Here is a 19,146-nt window from a genome sequence, read left to right on the forward strand (position 1 = left end):
CCTCGTGGAGTGATACGTCCTGGGTATCAGGGCTATCTGCGACCGGGGACTGATGCGCCGCGGCACGCCGGTGCGTACCGTGAGGACCTACCGACCATAGGCGGGGGCCGATATGAAGAGCTGGATTCGTTGGGCGATATTGCACGGTGTACCGAGCATCTACCTCGGCAGGCGTGCCCGTCGCGGTGAGCCGCTGTCGGAGATCCTCACGAACTCGCACGCCGGACAGAATCCCTACCAGTTCGGCGACCGCATTCGCGCGCAAGGCCGACTGGTACGCACCCCGGTCACCTGGGTCACCGCCGACTACGAAGTGTGTCGAACAATTCTGCGTGACAAAAACTTCGGCACCACCCCGCCGGACGCGCTGAACCTACCCCGGCCGATACTGCGGCTGCTGCGGGCGACCGACCTGAAGCTGGCCAACCCGGTCGAGCCGCCGTCGATGCTGATGGTCGACCCGCCGGAACACACCAGGTATCGCAAGCTCGTCGCGCAGGAATTCACCCCGCGCGCGGTCGGCAGGCTGCACGACCGCATCGTCGAGGTGACCGACGAGCTGCTCGCCGGACTGGCGGCGCGTCCACAGGCCGACCTGATCACCGACTTCGCCAGGCTGCTTCCGGTGGCGATCATCTGCGAAATCCTCGGTGTGCCAAGGCAAGACCAGGATTACATGCTCGAGCTGGGCCACGCGGGCGCACCGCTGCTCGACGTCGGCATCTCGTGGCGCACGTTCCGTACCGCCATCGCCGCCTTACGGGCGAGCGAGGAATTCGTGGCGGGGCATATCGCCCGGCTGCGCGCCGACCCCGGCGACAACATCCTCAGCGAACTGGCCGTGAGCGGCAGCCTGACCATGCCCGAACTGAAGGCAATCGCCACGCTGGTGGCCGGTGCCGGCTTCGAAACCACCGTCAACCTGCTCGGCAACGGCATGATGGCGCTGCACGACCATCCGGACCAGCTCGACCTGCTGCGCGCCGAGCCGGACCGGTGGCCCGCCGCGATCGAGGAGATCCTGCGATTCGACAGCCCGGTGCAGCTGACCTCGCGAACCGCGTTGTCCGACACCGAGATTGCCGGACAGCCGATCGGCGGCGGCGAGTCGGTCGCGCTGCTGCTCGGCTCGGCCAACCGCGACCCCGCCGTCTTCGCCGACCCCGGCGCCTTCGATGTCACCAGGGTCAACGCGCGCGAACATCTGTCGTTCAGCAGCGGCGTGCACGCCTGCCTCGGCGCCAGCCTGGCCAGGATGGAGGGTGCCGTCGCGCTGTCGGCGCTGTACGAACGCTTCCCCGAACTGCGGCTGGCCGGCACCGCCGAGCGGCGCGGTCTCGTCAATCTCCGTGGCTATCAACGGATACCGGCCGTACTGGGACTGCCCGCGGCCAGTCGCACCGCTTGAATCCGGCTCAGCAGTCGAGCGGATCCTCGATGAGCATGCCCTCGACGGCGCGCAGGCGGTCGCTCATGGTGGACAACAGGTCGATGGAGTCGTGCGAGAGACCGACCGCGGTGTGCACCAGTCGGCGCAGCCGCGGGCTGTCGAACGAGCTGGCCACGGTCGCGTCGTAGTCGGTCGGTGTGCTGCCTGAAGGTCGGACGAGCTGGTCGAGATCCACGGCGAAGTACTCACAATCGGTCATCTGGCCCCCTTGGACCATTGTGGGCGCGCTGGACCGCGCGCCTGCGCGATGTGCCGCCGGCGAGTACTGCCTGATGCTGCGACGCACACCGCACTCACTTCGTCGCTGCGCCGACCCGGAACGTTTCGTGTGTAGTTCTGGACAATACGAACGTAAACGGCAACTTCACGACCTGCCCGCGTGAAACGATGGATTCGGCCGAACAAATACTGATCTGGTGGGGGGGGGGGCCGGCATGGGCAATCTCGACGGCAAGGTAGCGGTGATCACCGGCGGCGCCCGAGGTCAGGGGCGTGCGCACGCGGTGGCGCTTGCGGTGGCCGGCGCGGACATCGTGGTGTGCGATATCGCCGAGCAGGTCGCGAGCGTGCCGTATCCGATGAGTTCGGCGTCCGATCTGGCCGAGACGGCCAAGCTGGTCGAGGAAACCGGACGCCGCTGCGTGCCGCTCGAGGCCGATGTGCGCAGCCAGACGGCGATGAACGCGGTCGCCCAGCGCGCGATCGATGACTTCGGTCACATCGACATCCTGATCGCCAACGCGGGCATCGCCACCAACTCCTCGATCGCCGAGATGGGCGAGCAGATGTGGCAGGACATGATCGACATCAACCTCAACGGTGTCTTCCGCAGCTTCCGCGCGGTGGTGCCGCACATGATCGAACGCCGGTGGGGCCGCATCGTGGCCACCTCCTCCATCGTGGCCAGGATGGGCGTGCGCAACGCCGGGCACTACGCGGCCGCGAAATGGGGCGTAATCGGGCTGGTGAAGTCGTTGTCGCTGGAGGTGGTCGAATACGGCATCACCGTCAACGCGGTACTGCCCGGCGGCGTGGACACCGACATGATCCAGAATCCGGACATGTATCGAATGATGCTGCCGGACATGGAGAATCCCACCAAAGAGGACGTGATGGCGATGTTCGCCGCCGGCCCGCCGAACGCCGATCTGATCTCGCCCGCCGAGGTCGCCGACGCGGTGCTGATGCTGGTGTCCGAGCAAGGGCGCCACTTCAACGGCGAGGCATTGACGATCTCCGGCGGGCTCAGCGCCAACACCGTGTAACTCCTGGCTCCACTATCGAAAAGAATGTGACCTGCGTCGCAGTCGCGGCGGCACCGGAACTTTCCCGGCACCGCATCCGACCGGTCAGCGAGACCTGGTTCAGGTGCAAACTTTCGTTCTCGAGGGATGGTGGGCGTCAACGTGCAGGTGAAGCGCTCGACAGTCCACCTCGTCTGGTTGGTCGCGGCGGCGGTTCTGCTTGCCCTCGTCATCGGCTCGGTGGTGGAAGCGGGTGACGCGCCCTACCGAGCCGCGGGTACCGCCTACCCCGGTTTCGCGGACGTGCTCGGCTATGTGCTGCTGCGCGTCGTCGCCGCGCTCGCCGGTGCGACCGCGCTCGGCGCGCTGGTCTACGCGGTGTGCTGTACCGCCGTCACCGGCCGCGGCCGCCTCGACGTCGACGGTTATTCCGGGCTGCGACTCGCCGAGCGGGCCGGCCTGGTCTGGCTGCTGTCGGCGCTGGCGCTGATCCCGGCGACCGCGGCGAATGTGGGTGGGCTGACGGTCTCCGGGCTCTTCCGGATCGGCGCGCTCGGTGCGCTGATCGATGCCAGCGAGAAGCCGAAGGCGTGGATCGTGGTCGCCGTGCTGGCCGGTCTGGTGACGCTGGGCGCCCGAATGTTGTTGTCCTGGAACGGTGCGGCGGTGCTGCTGCTGGTGGCCGCCATCGGCGTGCTGCCGCCCGCGATGGTCGGCAACGCGGGGGAGGGGCCGAATCACGACTACGGCACCGGCGCGATGATCATTTTCCAGCTCGCGGTGTCGGTGCTGCCCGGACTGCTCTGGTGCGTCGCGGACCACCTGCGCCGCAACGGATCACACGCGCGCACCGCGGTCCGGCGTGGCGCGGTGATCGCGCTGCTGTGCCTGGCGGCGGCCACCCTCAGCGGCCTCGTGCTCTGGCTGATCCTGCTGCCGTGGTCAGCTGTGCTGACCACCGGGTACGGACGGCTGGCGCTGGTGGTGGTCGCCGTCGCCGCCGACCTCGGGCTGACGATGCGCGCGGTACTGCGGCACCGGGAGCCCGGCGCTCGTACCGCCTTCATGATCGCCTGCGGCGGAGCGCTTTCCGCGATAGCGCTGGCCGCGACCGTGGCCATGGCGGTACAGCCCGCCCCGGCCTTCGCCGACCGATCGTTCACCGCGCAGGAGGTGTTCCTCGGGTTCGACCTGTTCGATCGGCCGAACCTGCTGCGGCTGATCACGTTGTGGCGCTTCGACATGGTGCTCGGCACCGCCGCGCTGGCCGCGATCGTGCTGTACACGCTCGGCGTGCTGCGCTTGTGGCGACGCGGCGACACCTGGTCGCGCTGGCGCACCACCTCGTGGATCGGCGGCTGCGTAGCGCTGCTGATCGCGACCTCCTCGGGCATCGGCACCTACGGTTTCGCGATGTTCAGCATGCACATGATCACGCACATGGCCTTGAACATGTTCGTGCCGGTGCTGCTGGTGCTCGGCGCGCCGGTGACCCTGCTGCTGCGCGCCGTGCCTGCGGCCAAGCGCGGCCAGGTGCACGGCGTACGCGAATGGGTGCTGGCCCTGCTGCATTCGCGACCGACCGCGGTGATCGCGCATCCGGCGACGGCGCTGTCGTTGTTCGTGATCTCGCTCTACGGACTGTATTTCACGCCGCTGTTCGAGAGCCTGATCCGCTATCACTGGGGGCACGTGCTGATGAACGTGCACTTCCTGATCGTCGGCTACCTGTACTACTGGGGCATCATCGGCATCGACCCGGGCCCGCGCCGACTGCCGCATCTGGGCAGGCTGGGCGTCCTGTTCGCGGTCATGCCTTTTCACGCCTTCTTCGGCGTCGCGGTGATGTCGATGAACACCGTCATCGGCTCCCGCTTCTACACCAACCTGCAACTCCCATGGAACATCGACCTGCTCGCCGACCAACGCGTCGGCGGCGGAATAGCCTGGGTCTCCGGCGAAATCCCGATCCTGCTCGTAGTCGGCGCCCTACTCACCCAATGGGTAGCCCAAGACCGCCGCACCGCGGTACGCACCGACCGCAAGGACGACGACTACGCCGACTCCGACCTGGCCGCCTACAATGCCATGCTCGAGCAACTGGCCCAGTCCCGCCGCTAACCCCCCGACCGAAGGTTAGCGGTTGAAGCGAACTCGCCGCAGTCGCAGGCTGTTCGAGACCACGAAGAAGGATGAGAAGGCCATCGCCGCGCCGGCGATCAGTGGGTTGAGGAAGCCGAGCGCGGCCACCGGAATGGCGATCACGTTGTAGCCGAACGCCCACACCAGGTTTCCCTTGATGGTGCGCAGGGTGGCGTGTGCCAGCTCGATGGCGTCGGCGACCGCGCCGAGATCCTCGCGGACCAGGATGACGTCGGCGGCCGCGATCGCGACGTCGGTGCCCGCGCCGATCGCCATGCCGAGGTCGGCGGTGGCCAGCGCGGCGCCGTCGTTGATGCCGTCGCCGACCATCACCACGCGATGCCCCTGCTCCTGCATGCGGGCGATCAGTTCGACCTTGCCCTCCGGAAGTAGTTCGGCGACAACCTCATCGATGCCGATCTCGTCGGCCACCGACTGTGCCGCGTAGGCGTTGTCGCCGGTGAACATCAGCACCCGCAGCCCGAGCCGGTGCAGCCGGGCGATCGCGGCCGCCGCCGTCTCCTTGACGGTGTCGGCCACCGCGATCACCGCGACGACCGCGCCATCGACGGCGACGAGCACGACGGTGCGTCCGGACCGTTCCTGCTGCCGGACAGCACGATTCATGTCCTGCGGGATGTCGATGCCCTGATCGTCGAACAGCCGGGCCCGGCCGACCAGCACCGTGCGGCCGTCCACCGTGCCGCGCGCACCCAAACCTGTTAGGGCTTCGAAGGATTCGACCGAGGGCAGGTCGCCGGCCGTTTCGCGGGCGTGGCGCGTGATCGCCGCGGCCACCGCGTGCTCGGACGCCGCCTCCACCGCACCGGCCAGGCGCAGCACCCGCGCCGCGGTGAACGGCTCGCGCTCGGTCACCGCGACCACGCTCATCGCGCCGTTGGTGACCGTCCCGGTCTTGTCCAGCACCACCGTGTCCACGTCCCGGGTGGCTTCCAACGCCTGATGGCCCTTGATGAAAATGCCGAGCTGCGCACCACGTCCGGAGGCCACCATCAGCGCGGTCGGAATCGCCAGACCCAGCGCACAGGGGCACGCCACGACCAGTACCGCCAGCGCGGCCGCCGCGGCTCGATCCGCACCGGAGCCGGTGGCCAACCAGATCACGAAGGTCACCGCCGTCACCAGGAAGACGAACGGAACGAACACCGCGGCCACCCGATCGGCGATTCGCTGCATCCGCGCCTTGCCGGTCTGCGCCTGCTCGACCAGGCGGATCATCCCGGACAGCTTCGTATCCGCCCCTACCGCAGCGGCTTCCACGATCAGCCGCCCGGTGAGCGCGGTGGTGCCGCCGATCACCGCCATGCCCGCCGTCACGTCGACCGGGATGGATTCACCGGTCATCGCGCTGGCATCGACACTCGAATCACCGGACACCACAAGGCCATCGGTGGCGATGGTCTCGCCGGGTCGCACCACGAAGCGCTGCCCCTCCACGAGTTCGCCGATGGGCACCCGCATTTCGCGATCGTCGCGGGTCAGTACGGTGACCTCACGCGCACCGAGCGCGGCGAGCGCCCGCAACGCGCTGCCCGCCGACCGCTTGGCCTTCGCCTCGAAATACCGCCCCGCCAACACGAACGCGGTGACGCCCGCGGCCACCTCGAGGTAGATCGCATCACTGGCCCAGATCGCCGCCCACACCCCGTCGGGCGCGGGCCCGGAACGATTGGGGTGCAAGAACATGGTGTCCAGCGACCACAGCGTCGCGGTGAGCACGCCGACCGAGACCAGCGTGTCCATGCTCGCCGCACCGACCCTGGCATTGGCAAAAGCCTTGCGGTGGAACGGCGCCGCCGACCAGACCACCACCGGCAGCGCCAGCACGGTGAGGATCAGCTGCCACCCGGTGATCCTGGTGCTCGGGATGGTGGCGAACATCACCGACAGGTCGGCCAGCGGGAAGAACGCCATCAGCGCCACCACCAGCCTGCGCAACAGGTCGTTGACCGCCGCGTCCTCCGGCGCCGAACCGATCGGCTCGCTGCGGTCGGTGATCGGCGACGCACCGAACCCGGTGGCGTCGACCTCGGCACACAGCTGCTCGGCGGTGATATCGCCGACCGCGTCGATCGTCGCGATCCCGGTGGCATAGTTCACCGACGCGGTGATCCCGTCGATCTTGTTGAGCTTGCGTTCCACCCGAGTGGAGCAGGCCGCGCAGCTCATTCCGGTGACGGCCAGGGAGATGCGGTTGGGGTCGGTGCGAGTGATCGAGTCGAGCTCGATGGTCATGACATTCCGTTCAGGCGGCGGGATCTTGGGTCGAGCGGAGGTGGCGGGTGCGCCTGCCGAGCTGAGCGCCCGGCGGCAGCACCAAGTCGGTGGGGACGCGGTCGCTGGTCGGCGGCGATGTCTCCGGGCGGCGCGTCCGATGCACGACAACGACCAGCGCCAGGGCGACGACGAGCAGCCCGTGCGAGAGGACCCGGGAGATCGGCACCACCCCGGAGTACAGATCGGACACCACGAATGCGCTCAACGCGGCGACCAGCACACCGAGCACCGGCAGCACACCGGCGGCGGCATGCGGCCGCAGCGCGCAGTAGAGGAACCCGACGCCGATCGCCAGGCTCCACGCGGTGCTCTCGTTGAGCAGGTGGCGGGTCATCTCGGCGCCGTGGTGGTGGCTCATGCCGAAGTCGAGCCCGGCCAGCTGGGCCAGCGCCAACGCGCATTGCACGACGCCGAGCACACCGAGCAGGACGCGGGCCGACGCGATCCGCGAGGTCGGCACCGCGGCACGCAGCCTGGCCAGCGGCGTCGGCCGCGGCCGCTCCAACTCGGCGGCGGCGAAGATCGCGTCGGTCAGGTCCGGCGCGTACGACGAGGCGCCGCGCAATCGCTTCGAGGTCTCCACCGCGGCGACGTACCAGGAGCAGCACTCGGCGCACTGCTCCAGGTGCTCGTCCACCCGGGCGGCGGGCACGGTTTCGCGCTCACCGTCGATCCGGGCCGACAGCGCCGTCCGGCACACTTTGCACTCCACGTCCAGATTGTCGTCTATCCGGACACCGAAGTTCCCGGCGGTTGTGATTGGTGGCCGCGCTCACTGAAGCGGCGGTGGTGACGCAGGTTACGGCGGGTCGGCCGGTTATTGTCGACACCATGCCGACGCCCGCCGAGGATGACGAGACGACCCGCCTGGCACTGGCGGCGGCGCGTGGCGACCGGCGGGCGCTGGAAGGTTTCATCCGGGCCACCCAGAAGGATGTGTGGCGGCTGCTCGCGCATCTGACCGAGGTCGGCCGGGCCGACGACCTGACCCAGGAGACCTACCTGCGGGCACTCGGCAGCATCAAGCGTTTCGAGGGCCGGGCCAGCGCGCGCACCTGGCTGCTGTCCATCGCGCGCCGGGTCGTGGTCGATCAGGTGCGGATGGCGGTGGCCCGGCCGAAGATCGCGCACGGCGTCGACTGGGTCGCGGCGGCCGACCGGCAGGTGCCGCGCCGCGACGGGCTCACCGAGATCGTCGAACTCAATCTGCTGCTGGACGATCTCGCGCCGGAGCGGCGGGAGGCGCTGGTGCTCACCCAGGTGCTCGGCCTGTCCTACGCCGAGGCCGCCACGGTCTGCGGTTGCCCAGTCGGCACCGTCCGTTCCCGGGTGGCCCGCGGTCGCGAAGATCTGGTCGCCGCAACCCGATTCGGCATGCGCCGCAGCGCCAACGGCTGACCTGAGCGCCGTAGGCAGCACCCTCGGTTGGGATCTGCCTGGCACCGGGGTATCGCAAGACCGCGTACCAGGTGGCTCTCGGGGGTGAGGTGTATCCGGCCAGAGCTTCCTAGCATGAGTTCTGCCAACGGTTGGAGGACCAAATGCGAAGGCACACCTATATTTTCGGCGCTCTGTGCGCCACGGCCGCACTGACGCTGTGCGCGTGCGGGACCGGCGACCATACGAATACCGCGGACTCGTCCAGCTATACCGACGTACAAAACATTCTGCGGCGATTGACCACCGCCGACGGCGCACCGGGAGCGCTGCTCGAAGTGCGCGACGCGCGCGGCCGGACGGTACTGAAGAGCGGTGTCGCGGATGTCAGGACCCGTGCGCCGATCGCCGACGACAGCCGGTTCCGCATCGGCAGCATGACCAAGATGTTCGTGGCCACCGTGGTGCTGCAACTCGTGGGGGAGCAACGGGTGGCACTCGACGCGCCGGTCGAGCAGTACCTGCCCGGCATCGTCGGGGGCAACGGCAATGACGGACACGACATCACTGTGCGTCAGCTGCTCCAGCACACCAGCGGACTGCCCGACTACTTGGACTATCTGTCCGTGGAGCAGGTCCTGAAAGCTCCACTCGAACACCATGATCGACTGGAGCTGGTGCGCCTCGCCCTGGCCCACCCGCCGTCGTTCCCACCGGGAACCAGCTACGCGTACTCCAACACGGATTATCTGGTAGCAGGCCTACTCATCGAGAAGCTCACCGGCCTGCCGTACGCGGAGGCGATCGGCCAGCGCGTCATCGCGCCGCTCGGCCTGCGCGATACGTCAGTTCCCGGGGATGGAACGAGCATCCCGGGCGATCACCCGCGGGGTTACCTCGCGCAGGGAAACTCCGGTCTCGTCGACCTGTCCGAAGTCAATCCGTCGGTCGCGGGCTCCGCCGGGGGGATGATCTCCAGCGCGGCGGACCTGAACGAGTTCCTCGCCGCCCTCGTGAACGGTGACCTCCTGCGCCCGGCGGAACTCCAGGAGATGATGTCGACCCGGCCGACCGGCAATTCCTACCACGATGCCTACGGGCTGGGTCTGCAGAGCACACCGCTGCCGTGCGGTGGCTTGTACTGGGGACACGACGGCGGCTTCCCGGGCTTCCAGACGATGGGCGTGATCACGACCGACGGCCGCGGCGCGACGGTGATGGCCAACCTCTACCCGGGCGAAAGCGACGCGCAGGACGCGGATGTCCGTACCGCGCTCGCCTCGGCACTGTGCGCGAGTAGCCCCGCGAAACCCAAGCTCTGACCCGGCAAATCAGCCCGCACCGCGCCTGGCCGGCCCGGCACGATGCCACCGCGGGTGGACGGACTCAGCTGGAGGCGTCCATGCGTTGGGTGCCGATGACCGACAGCAATTGCATGGCTTGCTCGGTCGGTGAGCCCGGGGTAGCGGTGTAGATCACGACCCGCTGATCTCGATCGGTGATGTCGAGGACATCGCAATTGACGGCGATCGGACCGACCAGCGGATGTTCGAAGGTCTTGCACAAGGCGGGCTCGGCAGTCACATCGTGGGCGGCCCACAGGCGCGCGAACTCCGGGCTTCCGGCGAGGAGCTCGGCCACCAGCTCGGTCACCTCTGGATCGTCGGGGTAGCGGGCGGCGGTGGCGCGCAGATCCTGGGCCGCGCTTCGGGCGAACGTGTCCGCGTCCGACACTCCGTACAACCGCCGTCCGTGCAGGCGCGGGCCGAGGAAGGTGCGCCGCACCAGGTTTCGGTCGCGTCGCGACAGGGCGGAGAAGTCCTCCATCAACGCGGTCGCCAGCTCGTTCCAGGCGATCACCTCCCAGGTAGCCGACGTCACGATCGCGGCGGCCTGCGGCAGCCGATGCAGCAGGTCGAGGATGCTCTGCCGTACCTCGCGGGACGGCCCGGCGGGTGGGCCGGGTGGCGCCCCGGCGAGGTGGTGCAAATGGCCCCGTTCGGCGTCCGAAAGGCGCAGTGCGCGAGTCAAACCGCTCAGTACTTCGCGCGACGGACGCGGACCGCGGGCCTGCTCCAGCCGCGTGTAGTACTCGGTCGAGATGAAAGCCAGCTGTGCCACCTCCTCGCGGCGCAACCCCGGGGTGCGGCGGCGTGGTCCCGCCGGCAGCCCGACGTCGGCCGGGGTGATCCGCTCGCGCCTGCTGCGCAGGAAGTCCGCCAGTTCTCGTCTGTCCACACCTTCAGTCTGCTCGGCGGTCGCGGAACCGAGCCAGGTACAGCCGGTACCTGGCTCGGCTCGGCATTCGAGCCGAGGCTCGCAACCATGGAAAACACACTGACTACGCAGGCGGGCCTCCTGGCGGACAAGGTCGCCTTCATCACCGGTGCGGGACGCGGTATCGGCGCCGCCGCGGCCCGACTGTTCGCCAAGGAGGGAGCTCGGGTAATGCTCGCGGCACGGACGGAGGCGCAGCTGAAGGCGGTGACCGAGGAGGTCAGGGCGGCGGGCGGGACGGCGGACTATGTGGTGTGCGACCTGGCCGATCCGGATAGCGTGCGCGCTGCCGTCGACCACACGGTCGAGCGGTACGGACAGCTCGATGTCGCCTTCAACAACGGTGCGGCATTGGTGCCGTCCGGTCCGATGGATCAGGTGCGGGAGGCCGACTTCGACTACGTCTACGCCGTGAACCTCAAGGGCCCGTGGCTGGCCATGGTCGCTGAGGTCGCGGCCATCCGGGCGACCGCGGGCACCGGCGCCATCGTCAACACCTCCAGCGTCGGCAGCCTGATGGGCAACGCGGAACTGCCCGCCTACGGAGCGATGAAGCGGGCGCTCAACAGCCTCACCGAATCGGCCGCTGTCACGTACGGCCCGGAGGGTATCCGGGTGAACGCGATCGCGCCGGGCAGCACGCTGACCGAGATGATCCAGGACTGGGAAGCGGACTCGCCGGGCGTCATCGAGCGACTCAACGCGCTTACCCCGCTGGGCCGGGTGGCCGACCCGGACGAAATCGCCCAGGCCGCCGCGTGGCTGCTCAGTGACCGCTCCTCCTATGTGACCGGCACCGTGATTCGCGTCGACGGCGGCCTGCGCGCGTGAAGTCAGGAGTCCGCCAAAGGCTTTGCAGCGTAATGCAACCGGATGATGCCGTCGTCGTGGCGGGTTGCGGTGGCATGCACGCCGAACACTTTTCGGAGTAGTTCGGGCGTCATCACCTCGAGCACCTCGCCCGCTGCGACGACGCTGCCGTGGTCGAGGACGACCAGCCGGTCGCAGCAACGCACGGCGAGGTCGAGCTCGTGCAGCACCGCGAGGGTGGTGATGCCGGTCGTGCGTATCAGCTCGAGTAGCTCGAACCGGGCTCGGACGTCGAGATGATTGGTCAGTTCGTCGAGCACGAGCAGGCGCGGCTGTTGGGCAAGTGCCCTGGCGAGCAGCACGCGCTGGCGTTCACCGCCGGACAGCGAGCCGATGGTGCGGTCGGCGTAGGCGGTGCTGCCGGTCCGCGCCATGGCGTCGTCGACGGCCTGATGGTCGGCCGCGGAGTCCCGGCTGAACAGGCCGTGGTGCGGATTGCGGCCGAGCCCGACCACCTCGGCGACGGTGAGTTCTGGTGAGCCGGAACCATTCTGGAGAACGGTGGCGGTCGTGCGTGCCGCAGCGCGGATCGACATCCCGGAGATGTCGGCACCATCGATCGCGACAATGCCGGTGGTGGGTTGGAGCGACCGATAGATGGTGCGCAGCAGGGTGGTCTTGCCGCTGCCGTTGGGGCCGACGATGCCGACGACCGAGCCCGGCGGTGCGTGCAGGGTCACCTTCTCGAGGACCGGAACGTCGCCGAACGTGACACTTACTCCCGCAACGGACAATTCGGCCGAGGACGTCATGTGAGCCCACCGTTTCGGCGCAGCAGCCAAAGGAAGAACGGGGCGCCGAAGGCGGCGGTGAAGATGCCGAGGGGCAATTCGTTCGGGGCGTCGATGGTGCGCGAAAGCAGGTCTACCGCAACCAGATACGCGGCACCGATCAGCGCGGACAGCGGCAGCACCCGCCGATGATCCAGGCCGAAGGCGAGGCGGACCAGGTGCGGAATCATCAAGCCGACGAAGCCGATGCCGCCTGCCACCGCGATCAGCACGCCGGTCAGCAGCGAGGCAAGCACCAGCAGCACGATCCGCAGCGTGCGCACGTCGACGCCGAGCGCGGTGGCCTGTTCATCGCCGGTGCCGAGCACATTGAGGCGACGACCGAAGGCGAGCACCACGGCGACGGTCGCCAGCACCACCACGGTGACGGTGCCGAGCCGATCCCAACTCGCCCCGGCGACGCTGCCCATCGTCCAGAACATCACCGCCCGTAGCTCATTCGGGGTCGCGCGCAACTGCAGATAGTTCGTTGCGGCGAGCAGTAGATAGCCCACCGCGACGCCGGCCAGCACCAACCGAGTCGGCACCAGGGTGCCGCGTTGCTGCCCGAGCAGGAACACCACCGCGATGGTCGCGATCGCGCCGCAGAAGGCCGCGGCGGTCACCCCGACGCCGCCGAGTACGCCACCCGCGGTGACGATCACGGTCACCGCGCCGAGCGAAGCGCCGGAGGACAGCCCGAGCACATACGGGTCGGCAAGCGGATTGTTCACCAGCGCTTGCAGAATTACGCCGGCCACCGCGAGACCGCAGCCGCACAGCGCGGCCAGGATCACCCGGGGCAGCCGGTAGTTCCAGACGATCTGGTCGACGGTGAAGCCGACATCCGGTGTCTTCCCGGACAAATGGGCAAGAATCACCCGGCCGGTGTCGGCGGCGGACACGGTGACCGAGCCCGCCGCGATCGACAGCAGCATCACGGCGAGCAGTACCGCCGCCGACGCGGCGAGCACGATCGGCAGCGGCGCCGCCGCCAGTGGTGGCCGGGTGGTGGTCGCGCTCCTGCCGGTCATCGGAACTGCTCGGGGTGCACCAGTTTCGCGATGTGCCGCACCGCGACGTCATTGCTCGGGCCGAGATAGATCGAATCCGCAAGCACCGCGTAGTTATTGGTTTTCGTCGCGGTCCACTGGGGGAACTGCGCGAGGATTCGCTCAGCGACCGCGTCGATGTCGGGGCTGCGGTAGTTGACCACCACGAGTCCGTCGATCGGCGTCACCGCGAGCTGCTCCTTGCTGATCGTGACGAAGGTGGTGCCGTCGGCACGGTTGAACGGGTTCACCGCGCCCGCCTTGTCGATCACGTCGTTCCAGATGCCGCCCGCCGCGATCGCGGAGAAATCCGAGGAGTCGCCCATGCCCATGCCGGGGAACACGAGCAGCACGTTCTTCTTCGGTTGCCCGGCCACCCGACCCGCGGTGTCGGCGATCGCGCGTTGCGAGTCGGCGACGAGGCGTTCGGCTCGGCCTGGCACGTCGAAGATGGTGCCGAGATCGCGCAGCAGGGCGTAGCTGTCCTCGATCGTCGGTGTGCCGGTGACGGCACCGGTCACGCCGCAATTCGCGCGGGGCACATAGGTATTGGCGCCCGCGGCGGCCAGCTCCTCGCGGGTCGCGAAGCCCTGGTCGGCGGCGAAACCGCCGCCGCCGGTGGAGATCACCAGGTCGGGGTGCTGGCCGAGCATCGCCTCGCGGGGAATGTCCTGCAGACTGTTCGGCGTGAACTTGCCGGTCGGAATGGCCTCGATCGCGGCGGCGCGGTCCGGTACGTCGGAGGCGCCGTAGGACTGCGCGTTGGCCACCACCCGGTCGGCGACACCGAGCGCGATGAGCGAGGACACCTCGCCGACCGAACCGCCGTTCATCACGACCACGCGTTTCGGTGCTTCGGTGAACGTGTAGGTTTTGCCGCAATTCTCCAGGGACACCGGATATTTGGTGACACCCTCGGTAGCCGCCGACGGTTTGGCGTCGGGGGTTTCGGTCACCGAGGTGCTGCAGCCGGTGACGGCGAGGGTGCTTGCCGCGAGTGTCAGTAGCAGCGCGCGCTTGATCAGCATGGGTGCCTCTTCGATAGTTGCGCCAGAGCCGGGACGGCCGGTGGCGCGGGGAGGAATCGGGTCTCGATCAGGTAGTCGATCCCGGCGGTAAGCGCGGTGGCGGAATCCGGTTGTGGGAGAGCCGAATCGGTGAGTGCCGCGTGCAGGTTGCCGCGTCCGTAGGTGACCGCGTCGCCCGGGGGAGCCAGGTGTGCGGTGTGCGCGCGGGCAATCGTCAACGAGTGGTCGCCCTGTGCGGACGCACGATCCGCCATGGCGGTCAACCGGGCGCGCCAGATCGAGGACGGGACGGCCGAGACCGGGTAACCGCGATCACGCAGCGCGTCGACGATGGTGGCGAACGGCAGCGGATGCTCGCTGGTCAGGTGCAAGGTCATGGCCGTCGGCCGGCGCGCGACCAGGTGTGCGATGGTGGCGGCGACCCAATCCACCGGCACCATGTCGATGCTGCCCGCGTCGTAGATCTCCGCCGGGACGGCCTCGAGCACGACCATCGCGCGGATCAGGCTCCAGAACGCGTCTTCCGGGCCGGACGCTCCGGTCCGCGAGTGACCGCCGATGCGACCGGGCCGGTAGACGGTGACCGGCACGCCGCGGTGTGCGGCGGCGTACACCAGACCCTCCGCCACCCACTTGCTCGCGACGTATCCGTTGTGCGGCAACGAAGTCGCGGCCACGCGTCGGTCTTCGGTGAGGATCGGCGGATTGCCGTCAACGGCGAACGCGGTGTCGACGGAGGAGACGAAGTGGACCGGCTTGGGCGTGCCGGTGGCCGCGAGGCGCAGAATGCGTTCGGTGCCTTCGACATTCGCCGGGCGCAGCCGGGAGTACGGCTCGAAATGATGCACTCTGGCGCCGTTGTGCACGATCGCATCGACGGTGTTGGCCAGCTCCTGGTAGCGCGTGTGCGAGAGGCCGAACTGGGGGAGTGCGAGATCGCCCGCGATGGCGGTGATCCGGCGCGCGAGGCCAGCTGTCGGTGTGCTGTCGAGACGATAACGGGCGAAAGCGGATTGGATGCGATGGAGCGCGGCAGGATCATCGTTCGCGCGAACCAGGCAGTACACGTGCAGGTCGGTGCGTTCGAGCAGAGCCGCCAGCAGGAACGCTCCGAGGAATCCAGTGGCACCGGTGAGTAACACCGCGCGCGCCTTCGCCGGTGGCTCGGCCGTCGCGCACATGGTGCCGCCGAGCTGCACATCCGCATCGAGATCCACCGGTGTCCAAGACAACTCGTCACTATCACGGCCGGATTCGAGGCGCTCCGCGAGTCCGGCGACGGTAGGTGTGTCGAACATGGCGCGCAGATCCCACCGCACCCCGAAGGCCGCCCTGACCCCGTTCAGCACCCGCGCCGCGCGTAGCGAATGCCCACCGCGCGCGAAGAAGTCGTCGTCGATGCCGACCGACTCGACCTCGAGCGCCTCGGCGAACAGCCGGGCCAGCGCGTGCTCGGTGGGGGTACGCGCTGGCCGCTCGGTGAACTCGCCATCCGGCGGCGCGGGCAGCGCCGCTCGATCCAGTTTCCCGTTCGCGGTGTGCGGCAGCCGATCCAGCGCGACGTACACCGACGGCACCATGTAGTCGGGCAGCCGTTCGGCCATGTGCACGCGTACGGACTGCGCCGCCGGTGCACCCGAGCCGGGGGCGGGCACCACATAGGCGACCAGGACCTCCGCGTCGACACGCACCGCGGCCGCGTCGACCTGTGGATGGGCGACAAGTGCGGCCTCGACCTCGCCGACCTCGATCCGATAGCCGCGCAACGACATCTGGCTGTCGCCGCGGCCCAGATACTCGAGGTGACCGTCCTTGTGCCACCGCACCAGATCGCCGGTGCGGTAGAGGCGGCTGCCGTTCGCGTCGAACGGGTCGGCAACGAATCGCGCCGCGGTCGCCGCCGGCTGGCCGAGATATCGCTGACCGACCGGTGTTCCGCCGACATACAGTTCGCCGACGACTCCCGGCGGCACCGGACGCAGGGCGCGATCCAGCACATGGCAGCGGCCATTGGCGACCGGAACCCCGATAGATGGCGCGGTATGGGCGGCGATGCCGGTCCAGGTGGCGTCGACAGTGCATTCCGTTGGGCCGTACAGGTTGTAGACCGAGACCCCCGGCGCAGTGCGCAGCGTGGTCCACAACGCCGGATCGGCGGCCTCACCGCCGAGCGCGATCACCGTCGGACGGTGCGCTCCGGCGAACAACCCGGCGGTCAGCAGCTCCCGTGCGAAAGTCGGTGTCACATCGAGAAAGTCGATGCGCTGGTCCTGGATGTAGCGCACCAGACGATCCGGATCGCGTCGCAGATCGTCATCGATGAAATGCAGCTCATGCCCGGCGAGTAACCAGAGCAGACCCTCCCACGCGGTATCGAAGGTCATCGACGCGGTGAGCGCGGCCCGCATCCGCCGCCCGCCCTGCGCCGCGACCGCGGGCTCGATCAGATGTTCACGATGGTGGTGGTACAGGTTCACCACCGACTGGTGCGAAATCACCACGGCCTTAGGTGTTCCTGTGGTTCCTGAAGTGTGGATGATCCAGGCCGGATGCTCGGGGTGCAGCCGGACCGGCGGACGCGCGTGCTCGGTTGATGGTGTTGCGGTACTTGGGGTTTCATCGAGCTTGATGGTGCGGTCACGCAATATGGAGGGAATCAGCCCGGCCAGCCCGGTCGTGGTGATAATCGCGGCTAGTGGTGCCCTGTCGGCGAGGTCCTCTAGAAGTAGCGCCAATCGGGGCGGAGGCTGCCCGGGATCGAGAGGCACATAGGTTGCACCGCAGATGAGTACGGCGAAGAGTGCGGCAATGGCGTCGCTGGTGCGAGGAAGCAATACCGCCACGGCGTCACCGTGGCGAGTACCCGCTGACATCAGCGCGGCACTCACTATCCGTGCCCGCAGCGCGAGTTCGGCATAGGTGAGAGCGTGTTTCGTCCCGTCCGCATTCGTGGCGACGAGTGCGGTAGCCGTCGTCGTGCGGGCCACCTGGGCGGCCAGCAGATCGTGCACCGTGCTGTCCGGCCATGGGCGTTCCGCGCCGCGACCGTTGGTGCGCAACCACTCTCGTTCGCCAGGTAAGAAGAGATCGGCGGCATCGAGCGGTTGATCCGGTGCGTCCAGAACGCGGCGGAGGAACGTGGTGAATCGCCTCAGGTGGGTGGCCAACTCGGTCGACGTGTACGAGCTCGGATGCCCGTCGAGATACAGCGTGGGACCGGTGCCGTCGATCCGGTCGTACAGATTGAAGACCAGGTCGTCGATCATCCCCGCGGTGACATTGCGCACCACACTGGCGCAGTAGCCGAAGCGCAGGTCGTAGTCGAACAGCATGATGTTGACCGACGGGCCGTACATGCTGCGATCGCTGCCGACCAGGCCGAGGTCACGGCGGACCTGTTCGCTGCGGTAGCGCTGATGGCGCCGGCCGCGGACCAGATGCCGCGCCACCCGGCCGGTCAGCTCGGTCAGCGTCGGATCGTCCGCGAAGTCGGTCCACAGGGCGACTCCGTTGAGCGTCATGCACGGAACGCGCAGCGCCGGTGTGCCGGTCCGCAGCATGACCGGAAGCGCGAGACACACCTCGCGGGCGCCGGTCATTCGGTGCACGTACCCGGCAATCGCGGCGGTGAGCACGTCGGTCCAGTTGGCGCGGGAGGTCTCCGCGACGTTCCGCAGCAGCGCGACGGTCTCGGGATCCAGTGCGGTGTACTCCCGAAGTGCCTGCCCGGCGACTGATGTCGAGCGTGGTGCCGCGTCGGACAGGGTCACCGGGGCAGGCCGATCGCGGAGGTAGTCGAGCCAGAACGCGCGGTCGCGTTCGAGATCCGCGGAATCGGCGTACGCGACATCCGCGTCGACCACGGCGTACCACGACCCGAATGCATAAGGCGGCTGCGCGGTTCCGGTCACCCTCGCCGTGTACAGCTCGGCGACACGTCGCGCGATCAGCGCCATCCCATAGCCATCGAGCAGGATGTGATGCACCCGGTGGTACCAGAGTGTCCGCCGCGTATCGAGCCGGAACACGATGTGCGCGAACAGGATGTCGCTGGTCAGGTCGACGGGCCGGGAAACGTCTCGATCCATCAGATCCAGCGCGGCACGCAACGGATCCGGTTCTCCCGAAACATCCACCACCCGGACCGCCCAGATGGGCGACTCCGCAATCTGCCGTGGACCATCATCGATGAACCGAACGTGCAGCGCCGCAGCCTCATCGATGGCCGCGTGAATGGCGGCCACCAGTGCGTCCACCACAACCGATCCGGAAATGTCCACGTACTCCGCGATATTGAACACCGCAGAGGTCGGGTCGAGCTGCTGACCGAGCCAGACGCCCAACTGCGCGGAGGTCAGCGGCCGCCCCGAACTCACGACCGCGCCTCGCTGACGCTCGCTCACGGCGCGGGCCGCGGCGCGAGCAACGGCCACCATGCGGCCAGCGTCGGATTCTCGGCCAGGTCGACGAAAGCCGGTGCGGCGCCGCGCGACTTCCAGCGTTCGATCAAGCCGATCAACCGCACCGAATCCAGTCCGGCGGCGAACAGGTCGTCGGTGTCGGTCAATTCGTGCGGCTCCAGATAGAGCACATCGGCGATATCCGCCCGCACGGTGTCGTAGGTGAGTTGTTCCATCG

15 protein-coding genes are annotated in these 19,146 nt (G+C 68.3%); 6 read left to right on the plus strand and 9 right to left on the minus strand.

Translation table 11 applies throughout. The annotated features are described in order from the left end of the window. Nucleotides 1–112 precede the first annotated feature (112 nt). Nucleotides 113–1,408 (plus strand): cytochrome P450, encoded by a 1,296-nt coding sequence (locus ACIBCN_RS18340; RefSeq protein WP_396992745.1) that lies wholly within the window; start codon nt 113–115, stop codon nt 1,406–1,408. A gap of 7 nt (nt 1,409–1,415) precedes the next feature. Here ACIBCN_RS18340 and ACIBCN_RS18345 read toward each other — a convergent pair whose 3' ends face one another. Then, complete coding sequence (locus ACIBCN_RS18345; protein ID WP_396992746.1) at nt 1,416–1,649, minus strand: hypothetical protein; 234 nt, start codon at nt 1,647–1,649, stop codon at nt 1,416–1,418. A gap of 217 nt (nt 1,650–1,866) precedes the next feature. On the opposite strand from ACIBCN_RS18345, the gene ACIBCN_RS18350 reads away from it, so the two are divergent. After that, nucleotides 1,867–2,715, plus strand: coding sequence for a mycofactocin-coupled SDR family oxidoreductase (locus tag ACIBCN_RS18350; protein WP_396992747.1), 849 nt, complete (start codon nt 1,867–1,869; stop codon nt 2,713–2,715). A 126-nt stretch (nt 2,716–2,841) separates the two neighbouring features. After that, nucleotides 2,842–4,815 (plus strand): cytochrome c oxidase assembly protein, encoded by a 1,974-nt coding sequence (locus ACIBCN_RS18355; protein WP_396992748.1) that lies wholly within the window; start codon nt 2,842–2,844, stop codon nt 4,813–4,815. A gap of 15 nt (nt 4,816–4,830) precedes the next feature. On the opposite strand, the gene ACIBCN_RS18360 is transcribed toward ACIBCN_RS18355, so the two are convergent. Both ACIBCN_RS18360 and ACIBCN_RS18365 read right to left on the minus strand, forming a co-directional pair. Continuing rightward, complete coding sequence (locus ACIBCN_RS18360) at nt 4,831–7,092, minus strand: heavy metal translocating P-type ATPase (protein WP_396992749.1); 2,262 nt, start codon at nt 7,090–7,092, stop codon at nt 4,831–4,833. Between the two features lie 10 nt (nt 7,093–7,102). Continuing rightward, the gene (locus ACIBCN_RS18365; protein ID WP_396992750.1) at nt 7,103–7,846 is read right to left on the minus strand and encodes a zf-HC2 domain-containing protein; all 744 of its coding nucleotides are present in this window, start codon (nt 7,844–7,846) and stop codon (nt 7,103–7,105) included. A 119-nt stretch (nt 7,847–7,965) separates the two neighbouring features. Between ACIBCN_RS18365 and sigC the strand changes: the two genes are divergently transcribed. Beyond that, complete coding sequence (gene sigC, locus ACIBCN_RS18370; protein WP_396993309.1) at nt 7,966–8,532, plus strand: RNA polymerase sigma factor SigC; 567 nt, start codon at nt 7,966–7,968, stop codon at nt 8,530–8,532. Between the two features lie 143 nt (nt 8,533–8,675). Continuing rightward, nucleotides 8,676–9,833 (plus strand): serine hydrolase domain-containing protein, encoded by a 1,158-nt coding sequence (locus ACIBCN_RS18375; RefSeq protein ID WP_396992751.1) that lies wholly within the window; start codon nt 8,676–8,678, stop codon nt 9,831–9,833. A 64-nt stretch (nt 9,834–9,897) separates the two neighbouring features. Here ACIBCN_RS18375 and ACIBCN_RS18380 read toward each other — a convergent pair whose 3' ends face one another. Beyond that, nucleotides 9,898–10,749, minus strand: coding sequence for a helix-turn-helix transcriptional regulator (locus ACIBCN_RS18380; protein ID WP_396992752.1), 852 nt, complete (start codon nt 10,747–10,749; stop codon nt 9,898–9,900). 87 nt (nt 10,750–10,836) lie between these two features. On the opposite strand from ACIBCN_RS18380, the gene ACIBCN_RS18385 reads away from it, so the two are divergent. Further along, a complete protein-coding gene (locus ACIBCN_RS18385) occupies nt 10,837–11,619 on the plus strand; it encodes an SDR family NAD(P)-dependent oxidoreductase (RefSeq protein WP_396992753.1) in 783 nt (260 codons plus the stop codon). Nucleotides 11,620–11,621: 2 nt separating this feature from the next. On the opposite strand, the gene ACIBCN_RS18390 is transcribed toward ACIBCN_RS18385, so the two are convergent. The 5 genes from ACIBCN_RS18390 to ACIBCN_RS18410 are packed head-to-tail and all read right to left on the minus strand — an operon-like array spanning nt 11,622 to nt 19,144. Further along, nucleotides 11,622–12,410 carry an ABC transporter ATP-binding protein gene (locus ACIBCN_RS18390; protein WP_396992754.1) on the minus strand — a complete coding sequence of 263 codons (789 nt, stop codon included), beginning with the start codon at nt 12,408–12,410 and terminating at the stop codon, nt 11,622–11,624. Beyond that, nucleotides 12,407–13,462 (minus strand): FecCD family ABC transporter permease, encoded by a 1,056-nt coding sequence (locus ACIBCN_RS18395; protein ID WP_396992755.1) that lies wholly within the window; start codon nt 13,460–13,462, stop codon nt 12,407–12,409. The genes ACIBCN_RS18390 and ACIBCN_RS18395 overlap by 4 nt, the downstream gene beginning before the upstream one ends. Further along, the gene (locus ACIBCN_RS18400; protein WP_396992756.1) at nt 13,459–14,508 is read right to left on the minus strand and encodes an ABC transporter substrate-binding protein; all 1,050 of its coding nucleotides are present in this window, start codon (nt 14,506–14,508) and stop codon (nt 13,459–13,461) included. Before ACIBCN_RS18400 ends, ACIBCN_RS18395 begins: the two co-directional genes overlap by 4 nt. Then, nucleotides 14,502–18,944 carry an amino acid adenylation domain-containing protein gene (locus ACIBCN_RS18405; RefSeq protein ID WP_396992757.1) on the minus strand — a complete coding sequence of 1,481 codons (4,443 nt, stop codon included), beginning with the start codon at nt 18,942–18,944 and terminating at the stop codon, nt 14,502–14,504. The genes ACIBCN_RS18400 and ACIBCN_RS18405 overlap by 7 nt, the downstream gene beginning before the upstream one ends. Then, nucleotides 18,908–19,144, minus strand: a complete 237-nt coding sequence (locus ACIBCN_RS18410) for a phosphopantetheine-binding protein (protein WP_396992758.1) — start codon at nt 19,142–19,144, stop codon at nt 18,908–18,910. The genes ACIBCN_RS18405 and ACIBCN_RS18410 overlap by 37 nt, the downstream gene beginning before the upstream one ends. Between the last annotated feature and the right edge of the window lie 2 nt (nt 19,145–19,146).

The organism is Nocardia sp. NPDC051052 (assembly GCF_044456045.1).
Lineage (GTDB): Bacteria > Actinomycetota > Actinomycetes > Mycobacteriales > Mycobacteriaceae > Nocardia.